Source organism: Rhizobium ecuadorense, from assembly GCF_001187535.1.
Classification (GTDB): domain Bacteria; phylum Pseudomonadota; class Alphaproteobacteria; order Rhizobiales; family Rhizobiaceae; genus Rhizobium; species Rhizobium ecuadorense.
In genome coordinates, this window is the sequence record NZ_LFIO01001846.1 from 1 (window position 1) to 10,295 (window position 10,295).

The window sequence follows — 10,295 nt, forward strand, 5'->3', positions numbered from 1 at the left end:
CGGATAGCGGTCGAGATAGGGCACGAGGTCGAGGGTTTCGGCCGCCGCCTGCAGCCGCTGCTTGATGATATCGGCAGGCTGCTTCTGCAGACGGAGCGCAAAGACCATGTTTTCGGCAACGGTTTTATGCGGATAGAGCGCATAGCTCTGAAAGACCATGGCGATGTCGCGATCCTTCGGCGGCAGGTTGTTGACGACCTTTCCGCCGATCGAGATGGTCCCGCCGGTGATGCTTTCGAGCCCCGCGACCATGCGCAGCAATGTCGATTTGCCGCAACCGGACGGGCCGACGAGCACCACAAACTCGCCGTTGCGAATGTCGATATCGACGCCATGCAGGATATTTACGGCGCCATAGGCCTTGCGCGCCTCTGAAATATTGACCTCAGCCATATGCCTCCCAATCGCTTTCCGACCACCCCAGGGGCGGTCCCAAGGGATATGCATCGCTTGACAATTATCCACGGCATTGGGCTCGGGGGAACCGCGTTCCGCCATTGCTTGAGATACCGTAGGACCTCCTCCATGAAACGTTTCATTTCTTGTTGACTTTTGCCGCTTGCCGTCTAATTCTCGCTGGCGAGGCCGAGAGGAGCGGTTTCGAACATCAATATGAAACGTTTCATTTTTTTGTTTACCAGATAGTTCTGCACGAGACCAGTGCGAAAATCGGACCGGAGCCAATCCGGAAAGATGGCTGGCGGCAGCGCAAAAACGTGGAGGAGGAAAGTATGAAAGTCGAAATATACGATGCATTGATGCGCCGTCAGGCAAGTCGCCGCGACGTCCTGCGCGGAACGGCGAGCGCTGCGGCTCTGCTCGGTCTATCCGGTGCGATGGGCGGAATTCCCGGCATGGCGATTGCCGCCGCCGACGATCTGCGCGCCCGGATCCTGCAGATTCCGGGCGTCGGCAAGGGCTCGCCGACGGATGCGGACTGGCAGAAAGTCGGCGAACTCTGCCTCGGCCCGACCAAGGCCAACGTCAAGCAGGGCGAATTTGCCGGTGTCGAGCTGACCTTCATGGGGCTCAACAATCAGAACCTGCACAACTTCCTGTTCCGCGGCTTCCTGAAGCCCTGGGAGGCTTATACCGGCGCCAAGATCAACTGGATCGACCTTGCACAGGCCGACTACAACGCCCGCCTTCAGCAATCGATCGCGACCGGCACCGTCGATTTCGACATTCTGGAAATGGGCGCCCCGTTCGAAGGCGACACTGCCGGACGCGGGCTGCTGGACGAGATGCCGGACTGGGCTGCAAAGCAGATCGAGGCCGACGACCTGGTGAGTTACCTGAAGCCGCCGGTCGGCACCTGGGGCGGCAAGACCTATCGCGTCACGATCGACGGCGACTGCCACACCTTCGCCTATCGCAAGGATTATTTCGGAGAGGGCTCCATCAGCGGCATGGCCGAGCCGCCGAAGACCTGGCAGGAGGTCAACGCGGCCTCCAAGGCGCTGATCGGCAAGACCGATCCGCTGACCGGCCAGCCGGCCTACGGCTATCTCGACCCGCTCAAGGGCTGGGGCGGTTTCGGCTTCTATTTCATCGAGAACCGCGCGACGGCCTATGCCAAATATCCGGGTGATCCGGCCTGGCTGTTCGATCCCGAAAACATGAAGCCGCTGGTCAATAACCCCGCATGGGTCCAGGCGATCCAGGACGTCCTGGATCTGATCGCGGCCAAGGCCTATCCGGCCGATCAGATCAATGCCGACCCCGGCACCACGGCCTTCTCGCAGTTCCTGGCGGGCACCGGCGCCATGCTGATGTGGTGGGGCGATGTCGGCTCCAGCGCGCGCACTTCGGACTCGTCGGTCGTGGGCGATGTGGTCGGCTTCGGCATCAACCGCGGCTCCAACCGGGTCTACAACCGCAAGACCGGGCAGTGGGAAGACAAGTATAACGAAGCGCCCAACATGGCCTATCTCGGCTGGGGCATCTATGTCACCAAGCAGGTCTCCGGCGACGAGAAGAAGCGCAAGGCGGCCTGGTCCGCTGCCGCCCATCTCGGCGGCAAGGATCTGTCGCTCTGGACGTCGGCCTATCCCTCCGGTTTCCAGCCTTACCGCCAGTCCAACTTCAACTACGACGAATGGGAAAAGGCAGGTTACGACCGCGCCTATATCGAGGACTATCTGGGTTCGAACGCCGACAGCTACAACCACCCGAACGCCGCCATCGAACCGCGCATCCCCGGTATCTTCCAATATTATTCCGTCGCCGAGGACGAATTGGCAAAGGGCTTTGCCGGACAGTACAAGTCGGCGCAGGAGACCGCGGATGCGATTGCGGCCGCCTGGGAAAAGATCACCGACCAGATCGGCCGCGACAGCCAGCTGAAACTCTATCGGGCGAGCCTCGGGCTCTGATCGTTTGACACCAATACGCCGGCGGACCGGAAGCGGTTCGCCGGCGCCCATTCTGTCCGGACGAGGAAAATCATGTCGACAGTCGAAGGCGACCTGCTGCACACGGTCGAAGCCGGCTCCATTTCCGCGAGCCGTCGTTTCTGGGGCCGCACGGCTCTATGGCTCAGCGCCATATGGTTCATCACATCCTTTGTCTTGCAGGGCATCCATGAACTGGGCTGGACCGGTTGGGGTTTTGCGAACTGGCGGCCGGTTCTTTATGCCTATTTTCTCTGGGCCGCCGTTCTTTGCGTAACGCGCGTCGTCATCTACGGCGAGCCGGGCAAGAAGGCGCTTTTTGTTCTGCCGGCCGCGCTTTTCGTCGTGTCGATGGTGGTCTTCCCGCTGCTCTTTGCGCTCTGGATCGGCTTTTCCGATTGGAACCTCGCCTCCTCGACCGGGCGGCGCTTCAATGGGCTCGACAATGTGCGCCGGATGATCGCCGATCCGTTCTATGCCAATGCCCTGCTGAACATGATCCTTTATTGCCTGGCGATCGTAGTCGAATATGCGATCGCCTTCGGACTGGCGCTGCTCCTCAACCAGGAAATTATCGCGCGAAAATTCTGGCGGGTCACCTTCCTCATCCCTTTGATGCTGTCGCCGGTCGCGGTGAGCTGGATGGTCGGCAAGTCGATGCTGGAGACTCGTTTCGGCCCGATCGCGCGCTTCGCCCGCTGGCTTGGCTGGGAAAATCCCTCCTTCTTCGGCGATCCGCTGACGGCGAAGCTGTCGATCATGATCATGGATGCCTGGACCTTCATTCCCTTCATGATGATCATGCTGCTTGCTGGATTGCAGGGCTTGTCCAGGGAGGTGCTGGAGGCGGCCGAAGTCGATGGGGCCACCAAATGGCAGCGCTTCTGGAAGGTTACTTTCCCGCTCATGCTGCCGGTGTCGGTGACGGCGGTGATGATCCGCGTGATCTTCAAGCTCAAGCTCGCCGACATCATCATCACGGTGACGTCGGGAGGCCCCGGCGGCGCGACCGATTCCGTCACCAGTTTCATCTATCGTGAATACCGCGACCGGTCGAATGTCGGATACGGTACCTTGCTCGCGCTCGTCTATCTGGTGATCATCGTCTTCGGGATGACGGGGCTGATGAAAATCGCAGACCGTATCGTGAAGCGGATGACAGGAAGGCTCTGATGGTTCGCATCGATTTCGAAAAATACGGGCGGGCTCAGCGCATTCGATGGTGGGCCATGCGTCTGGCCGTCTACGGCTTGCTCGTCACCTGGGCGTGTGTCTGCATCTTCCCGCTGTTCTGGACGGTTTCGACCTCGTTCAAAACAGCCGCCGATGTCATGCGCGGCAATCTGGTTCCCTGGTTCAACTTTACGCCCAGCTGGCTCGGCTGGCGCTCGCTCGGGCTCTCTCCCGATACGATCTCCCAGGTATCGACGGTGCGCGACGAATTTATGCGCCGGCTCTGGAACAGCATCATCATCTCGGTTGCGGCATCCGCGCTTGCGGTCGTGCTCGGATCGCTGGCCGCCTACGGCCTCAGCCGCTTTTCCTACAAGTTCGGCCATATGCGCAATTCCGACATTTCCTTTTTCTTCCTGTCGCAGCTGATCATGCCGCCGGTCGTCCTCGCCCTGCCGTTCCTGGTTCTCTATAAGGAACTGGCGCTGCTCGACACTTATGCCGGCATGATCGCGGTCTATACGCTGATGGTCCTGCCGATCGTCGTCTGGATCATGCGCGATCAGTTCGCCACCATCCCGGTGGAGCTGGAGGAGGCAGCGCTCGTCGATGGTCTGTCGGTCTGGGGCGCTTTTGCCCGCATCATCGTGCCGCTGGTTCTGCCGGGCATGGTGGCTGCGTTCCTCCTGGCGCTGATCCTGTGCTGGAACGAATATTTCTTCGCCGCACTGCTGACCTCCACCAATACCAACACGCTGCCGGTGATGATTGCCAGCCAGACAGGCAGCCAGGGCATCAACTGGTGGTCGATGGCTGCCCTTTCCACCGCCGGCATCCTTCCGCTTGTCGTCGTCGGCGTCGTCCTGGAAAAGCACATCATTGCCGGGATGACCGCGGGCGCCGTCAAGTAGCTGCGGGATGTCGAACATGCCAAAGATGCCGACAGTCAAGGATGTTGCCGAATATGCAGGCGTCTCTGTCGGCACCGTTTCGCGCGTGCTGTCGGGCGAAGCCGCGGTCAAACCCATGCTGCGGGACAAGGTCAACGACGCTATTTCGGCGCTCGGTTATCGCCCCAACGTCACCGCGAGAGCGCTGCGCACCAGCAGAACCGATGTCATCGGCCTGATCGTTCCCGATATCACCAATCCGTTCTTTGCGCAGCTTGCGGCAAGCGTCGAGCGTGCGGCGCTCGAGCGTGCGCATAGCCTGATGCTGGCAAGCTCGCATGACGATCGCGAGGCGGAGCAGAGCCACGTTTCAGCCTTTCTCCACCGGTCGGTGCGCGGCATCATCGTGGTGGCTTCGAGCGACGGTTCAGGCCTCGATCTGCCGGCATCGGTGCCGATCATATCGCTGGACCGGCGCTTCGGCACCTTTCCCCTTGTGTCGACCAACCATGCGCAGGCAGCTGCGCTGATTGCCGACCATCTCTACGGGCTCGGGCACCGCCGCATCGCCTATATTGCCGGGCCGGCCGATACCGAGGCAGGGCGCATGCGCAAGGAGGGTTTTGTCGGCCGCATGGACGGGTTCGGCAAAACAGGCGAACCCGTTGAACTGGAAATTGCCTATGGCAGGTTCGACTACGAGTCCGGTGAAAGAATTGCCCGCGACCTGCTTTCGCGCCCGTCCCAGGATCGGCCGACGGCGATTGCGGCTGCCAGCGATCAGCAGGCCATCGGCGCGCTGCGCGCCGCGCGAGACCTCAAGATCGACGTGCCGCGAAAACTGTCGGTGACAGGCTTCGACGATATTTCGCTCGCCAATCTCGTCGTTCCCAGGCTGACGACCATACGTCAGCCGGCCGACATGCTGGCGCGGCGCGCGGTCGGCCTTCTCTTGGCGGAACCACCGGGTGCGGAAGACGAAATGGTCGACGGATCACTGATCGTGCGCGGTTCCAGCGGCCCGTGCCCGCAACCCAAGGCCGATAGCGCCGGCCATACGAATTGAAGCAGAGCCGGTGCTCCGGCGACGAGAAAAGGATGGAAGATCGATGCTCAAGGGAATTCGGGCCGAACTCAACGGCGACATTCTTCAAGCACTTTGCAACATGGGACATGGCGATTATCTCGTCATCTCAGACATGAATTTTCCGTCGGATTCGATTGCCCGGCAGACTCGCCTGGGGACGCTGCTGACCATGGAAAATATTCCCGCGCCGCAGGCGATCGATGCTATCCTTTCGGTCTTGCCGCTGGACACGCCGATCCAGCCTTCGGTCGGCCGCATGGAAGTGATTGGCAAGCCGGGTGAAATTCCGCCAATCCAGCAGGAAGTGCAGGCGATCGTCGACCGCGCCGAAGGTAAACCATCGCCGATGTATCCTGTCGAACGGATGGCCTTCTATGACATCGCCAAAAAGGCCTATTGCGTCATCGCAACGGGGGAACTGCGCTTCTACGGATGCTTCCTTCTGACCAAGGGTGTCATTCCAGCGGCGGAGGCTCTTAGATGAGCGAGAAAAGCGGGATCGTCATTCTCGGCATTTTTGCAGCCGACACCGCCTATAAGGCAAAACGCCTGCCTTATATTGCCGAGACGCTGATGGGATCGGGTTTCACGCTCGGGCCGGGAGGCAAGGGCTCCAACCAGGCAATCGCCGCGGCAAAGGCCGGCGGTAAGGTGACCTTCATCTCACGGGTCGGCAACGACCCGTTCGGCGAGATGGCCCTTGCGGCCTATTCGCAGGCGGGTGTCAAAGCCAATGTGATGAAGATGGATGGTGTTTCCAGTGGTGCTGCCTTCATCTTCGTCGACGAGGTAAGCGGCGACAATGCCATCATCGTCGTGCCGGGTGCCGCGGGCCTTATCGGCATCGAAGACGTCGAAGCGAACCGGGCGGCGATCGAAAGCGCCGCGATTTTCATGACGCAGCTCGAACAGCCGCTCGAGGCCGCCTTGCATGGCCTCACGATGGCGAAAAGGGCAGGGGTCACGACGATCTTCAATCCCGCGCCGGCGCGAGCCATTCCGGACGAAATCTACGGCCTGTGCGATTTCATCGTACCCAACGAGGTGGAAGCCGCCGAATTGGTGGGTCATGCGATCACAACCGATGAGCAGGTCCGTGCGGCCGGCCGCGCCCTGCTCGATCGAGGGGCGCGGGCGGCGGTCATCACCCTTGGCGGACGCGGCGCTTACTATCACACCGCCGATCAGAGCGAATTCGTCCCTGCATTCTCGGCAGGAAATGTCATCGACACCACCGGGGCAGGGGACGCCTTTCTCGGCGGTTTCGCGACGGCGATTTCGGAAGGACAGACGCCGAGCGAGGCCGTCCGTTTCGGCTCTGCGACCGCTGCAATCGCCGTAACCCGGCCGGGCACAGCCCCCGCCATGCCGTCGCGCGCCGAGATCAACGCCCTGCTGGGCTCGTCGTGATTGAACATCGCAAGGGAATTCAGGGGAACCGGACCTTGCGGTCACTTGGAGCTTTGTCTCGAGGCGCGGTCGCGTAAATTGTCGAAATAGCTGGCATCGACTGGCTCGGTCGTCTTGGATGCAGCACCCTCGAGCAGGAGATCGCGCAAATGCTGCCGATCTCTGTCGCGGCGGATCAACTCGCATACGTATTCGCTACAGGTGCCATAACCTCGGCCGACGACCTGCTGATCGACGAAGTGCTTCAGGTTCTCCGGCAGCGAGATATTCATGGTGCTCATGAGGCTACGATAGCCAGGAAACGCGGGAGTGTCCTGGCAAATTTGCCACCGGGCGAATTGCGAACGTTGATTTATCCTGCATACTATATGTATGCAGGATAAATGTCCCATGAAACCCTGGCCGAGGAGAAACGCAGCATGACGAACACCACCTTGCCGATAGCCGACCTGCATGGCCGTGTCGAAGCCATCTTCCGCAAGGCCGGGCTCAACGCCATACAGGCCGGAGCGCTTGCCCGCGTCATCGTCGCCGGTGAGCGCGACGCCTGCAAATCGCACGGCATCTACCGTATCGAGGGCGCGTTGCGCACCGTCAAATCAGGCAAGGTGAAGCCGGACGCGATGCCGAAGCTGGACCTCAACGAGGGGTCGGCTATCGTCAAGGTCAATGCCGACGGCGGCTTCGCCAACGCGGCCTTCGAACTCGGCCTGCCGGCGCTTGCCGAACGCACACGCAAGCTCGGCATTGCCGCCCTCGTCATCAATGATTGCAGCCACTTCTCGGCGCTCTGGCCTGAGGTGGAGGCGGTGACCAAGGAGGGCCTTGCCGGCCTCGTCATGTGCCCGAGCTATGCGACCGTCGCGCCCGCCGGCGGCAACAAGCCGCTGCTCGGCACGAACCCCTTCGCCTTCGGCTGGCCGCGCAAGGACACCTCGCCATACGTTTTCGACTTTGCGACCTCCGTCGCCGCCCGCGGAGAAATCGAGCTGCACCGCCGCGCCGGCAAGCAGCTTCCCGAGGGCTGGGCGATCGATGCCGACGGCAATCCGACGACCGATCCGGAAGCCGCGCTTGCGGGCGCCATGCTGCCCTTCGGCGGACACAAGGGATCGGCCATCGGCACGATGATCGAACTGCTCGCCGGCATCATGATCGGCGATCTCACCAGCCCTGAGGTGCTCGACTATCTCGGCACGACGACACTCGCCCCGTTCCATGGCGAACTCATCATCGCCATGTCGCCGCAAGCCTTTGCCGCCGGCCGGCCTGGTGATCCCTTCGCTCGTGCCGAACTGCTCTTCGAGGCGATCGTCGGCAGCGGCGCCCGCCTGCCTTCGCAACGCCGCTTCGCCGCCCGCCGGAAGTCCGAGACGGAAGGCGTCGTACTGACGGCAGCCGAGCTGGAACTGCTTGACCGTCTTCTCGACAAAGGTCTCGACGCGGTCTCCTGACAGCGTCGTTTTTCTCTGATCTACAAATGAGTAGGCCCTCCGCGAGGAGGGCCGTCAGCTTAAACCGATGGATTACGCAGAGGCTTTATGCGTCTGCACCGCGCCCGGCAGCTTGCTCCATTCGGCGTACCAGGTGTCAAACAGCTTGAGCTGGCTTTCGACATAGCCGCGCTGGCTTTCGGAGAGCACGTCCGTCTCGTTGAAGTTCAGCGTGTATTCCCGATCACCCTTCAGCACCATCATGTGCTTGAAGTAGAGAACCAGGTCCGGGCCTTCATCGAAAGAAGAGAGCACGGCGAGCGCCGATTCCAGTTCCAGCGCGCGCTGGCGGGCATCCGGATCGCCGGCGGCCGCAGCCTGGGCGAGGTTGCACATGTGGATGATTTCCTTCGGCAGCACGCAGCCGATGCCGGTGATCGCCCCGACGGCGCCGCAGTTGACGAAGCCGTGGAAGACGCAGGTGTCGACGCCGATCATCAGCGAGACGTCATCGTCGCGGCTGGTGATGTTTTCGGCCGCATAGCGCATGTCAGCCGCACCGCCGAATTCCTTGAAGCCGACGAGGTTCTTGTGCTCCTCGCGGAGCGCGAAGAACAGGTCGGCGCGAGTGGCAAAACCGTAATAGGGGCTGTTGTAGATGACGGCCGGCAGGTTCGGGGCGGCCGAAAGGATAGCTTTGAAGTGGTTCTTCTGGGCGGCGACGACCGTGCCGCGCGACAGGACGCGCGGGATCACCATGAGGCCCTGGGCGCCGACCTTCTGGGCGTGCGCGGCGTGCGCGACGGCAGAGGCGGTGTTGACGGCGCCGGTGCCGACGATGACCGGGATACCGGCCTTCACCAGACGCTCTACCCCCTGCATGCGCTGCTCATCCGTCAGCAGCGGCCAGTCCCCCATCGAGCCGCAATAGACGACGGCGGACATGCCCTTTTCGATCAATTCCTTGCCCTTGCCCACCAGCGCGTCGAAGTCTGGCGTACGGTCATCCTTGCAGGGCGTCATCAGGGCGGGAATGACGCCGGAAAAAATTGTGGCCTTCATGTCGATCTCCTTCAGCGCTGGGGGAGGCTGGATCGGCAAAGGTCGCCGACCTGTTCGCGGATGGAGATAACATCTTGTGTTCTATTTGTCGACAAGAAAAATACAAAACCTATTATAGTGCGATGTCGAGCTTGCCGGTGCGGCTGAAAAGCTTCTGCACCTGGGCGACAATCTGCTCGGCGTGAACCTTGCCCAGACGATCGGCAGCCTCGAGATCCCGTGCCTCGATCGCGGCAATGATCTCGGCATGTTCATCGACGAACTGCTGCGGGAAATGTTCGTCGTAGGACTGGTAGTAAAGGCGGAGAATGCGCCGGCCTTCATCGAGCAGCCGGCGAAAAAGCCCGGCGAAGTAGGGGTTGCGCCCGGCCTCGGCGATGGCGGCGTGGAAGGCGGCGTTGGTCGCGATCATCGCCGACGTGTCGCGCGCTTCGATCGCCGCCGAATAGTCCTCGTGGAAACGACGGATGGAGGGCAGGTCCTCGGCGCGATGGTTCTGCGCCGCCAGCCGCGTCGTTACCCGATACATCAGGACGAGGGCGTCGAAGAATGTACTGAGATTGAGAAAATCGATATTCGACACCATGGTCGAGCGGTTCGGCAGCGTTTCTATCAGCCCGTCACCGGCTAGGCGGACAAGCGCCTCGCGGATCGGTGTCCGCGACATCTTGAACCGCTCCGCCAACTGCACCTCGTCGATCGGGCTGCCGGGGGCGAGCTTGAGGTCGAGTATCTCATCGCGCAGCAGGTCGTAGACCATTTTCACGCCGGAGCCGCGCTTGCGTTCTGGAAGAGAACCGGGGTCGATGTCGGGCATAAAAACTCCTCTTGTCGACAGGACAAATAC

11 protein-coding genes are annotated in these 10,295 nt (G+C 61.4%); 7 read left to right on the forward strand and 4 right to left on the reverse strand.

The features are described 5' to 3' along the window. Positions 1-393 (reverse strand): ABC transporter ATP-binding protein (locus AF337_RS39000; RefSeq protein ID WP_152971372.1); only part of this gene is annotated, 393 nt, incomplete at its 3' end. 338 nt (positions 394-731) lie between these two features. Here AF337_RS39000 and AF337_RS39005 point away from each other — a divergent pair. The 6 genes from AF337_RS39005 (at position 732) to rbsK (ending at position 6,953) form a co-directional block, all read left to right on the forward strand. Further along, a complete protein-coding gene (locus AF337_RS39005; protein ID WP_049736349.1) occupies positions 732-2,375 on the forward strand; it encodes an extracellular solute-binding protein in 1,644 nt (547 codons plus the stop codon). 72 nt (positions 2,376-2,447) lie between these two features. Further along, complete coding sequence (locus AF337_RS39010; RefSeq protein WP_049736350.1) at positions 2,448-3,566, forward strand: carbohydrate ABC transporter permease; 1,119 nt, start codon at positions 2,448-2,450, stop codon at positions 3,564-3,566. Continuing rightward, positions 3,566-4,477 carry a carbohydrate ABC transporter permease gene (locus AF337_RS39015; RefSeq protein ID WP_049736351.1) on the forward strand — a complete coding sequence of 304 codons (912 nt, stop codon included), beginning with the start codon at positions 3,566-3,568 and terminating at the stop codon, positions 4,475-4,477. Before AF337_RS39010 ends, AF337_RS39015 begins: the two co-directional genes overlap by 1 nt. Positions 4,478-4,493: 16 nt before the next feature. Beyond that, positions 4,494-5,522, forward strand: coding sequence for a LacI family DNA-binding transcriptional regulator (locus tag AF337_RS39020; protein ID WP_049736357.1), 1,029 nt, complete (start codon positions 4,494-4,496; stop codon positions 5,520-5,522). Between the two features lie 43 nt (positions 5,523-5,565). Beyond that, positions 5,566-6,027: an RbsD/FucU family protein gene (locus AF337_RS39025; RefSeq protein ID WP_049736352.1), complete on the forward strand. Its 462-nt coding sequence runs from the start codon at positions 5,566-5,568 to the stop codon at positions 6,025-6,027. Next, positions 6,024-6,953, forward strand: a complete 930-nt coding sequence (gene rbsK / locus AF337_RS39030) for a ribokinase (RefSeq protein WP_049736353.1) — start codon at positions 6,024-6,026, stop codon at positions 6,951-6,953. The genes AF337_RS39025 and rbsK overlap by 4 nt, the downstream gene beginning before the upstream one ends. Positions 6,954-6,994: 41 nt before the next feature. Here rbsK and AF337_RS39035 read toward each other — a convergent pair whose 3' ends face one another. Next, entirely contained in the window at positions 6,995-7,234 is a 240-nt protein-coding gene (locus AF337_RS39035) for a ribbon-helix-helix domain-containing protein (protein WP_049736354.1), read from the reverse strand. Positions 7,235-7,372: 138 nt separating this feature from the next. Between AF337_RS39035 and AF337_RS39040 the strand changes: the two genes are divergently transcribed. Next, positions 7,373-8,407 carry an Ldh family oxidoreductase gene (locus AF337_RS39040; RefSeq protein WP_049736358.1) on the forward strand — a complete coding sequence of 345 codons (1,035 nt, stop codon included), beginning with the start codon at positions 7,373-7,375 and terminating at the stop codon, positions 8,405-8,407. Between the two features lie 72 nt (positions 8,408-8,479). Here the strand turns inward: AF337_RS39040 and AF337_RS39045 are convergent, their stop codons facing one another. Then, positions 8,480-9,448, reverse strand: a complete 969-nt coding sequence (locus tag AF337_RS39045) for a dihydrodipicolinate synthase family protein (RefSeq protein ID WP_049736355.1) — start codon at positions 9,446-9,448, stop codon at positions 8,480-8,482. A gap of 112 nt (positions 9,449-9,560) precedes the next feature. After that, a complete protein-coding gene (locus AF337_RS39050; protein ID WP_049736356.1) occupies positions 9,561-10,265 on the reverse strand; it encodes a GntR family transcriptional regulator in 705 nt (234 codons plus the stop codon). Between the last annotated feature and the right edge of the window lie 30 nt (positions 10,266-10,295).

Coding starts and splice junctions, on each gene's coding strand:
- rbsK (WP_049736353.1), top strand. CDS start 6,024: ATGAGCGAGAAAAGCGGGATCGTCATTCTCGGCATTTTTGCAGCCGAC.
- AF337_RS39025 (WP_049736352.1), top strand. CDS start 5,566: ATGCTCAAGGGAATTCGGGCCGAACTCAACGGCGACATTCTTCAAGCA.
- AF337_RS39035 (WP_049736354.1), bottom strand. CDS start 7,234: ATGAGCACCATGAATATCTCGCTGCCGGAGAACCTGAAGCACTTCGTC.
- AF337_RS39010 (WP_049736350.1), top strand. CDS start 2,448: ATGTCGACAGTCGAAGGCGACCTGCTGCACACGGTCGAAGCCGGCTCC.
- AF337_RS39045 (WP_049736355.1), bottom strand. CDS start 9,448: ATGAAGGCCACAATTTTTTCCGGCGTCATTCCCGCCCTGATGACGCCC.
- AF337_RS39005 (WP_049736349.1), top strand. CDS start 732: ATGAAAGTCGAAATATACGATGCATTGATGCGCCGTCAGGCAAGTCGC.
- AF337_RS39040 (WP_049736358.1), top strand. CDS start 7,373: ATGACGAACACCACCTTGCCGATAGCCGACCTGCATGGCCGTGTCGAA.
- AF337_RS39020 (WP_049736357.1), top strand. CDS start 4,494: ATGCCAAAGATGCCGACAGTCAAGGATGTTGCCGAATATGCAGGCGTC.
- AF337_RS39050 (WP_049736356.1), bottom strand. CDS start 10,265: ATGCCCGACATCGACCCCGGTTCTCTTCCAGAACGCAAGCGCGGCTCC.
- AF337_RS39015 (WP_049736351.1), top strand. CDS start 3,566: ATGGTTCGCATCGATTTCGAAAAATACGGGCGGGCTCAGCGCATTCGA.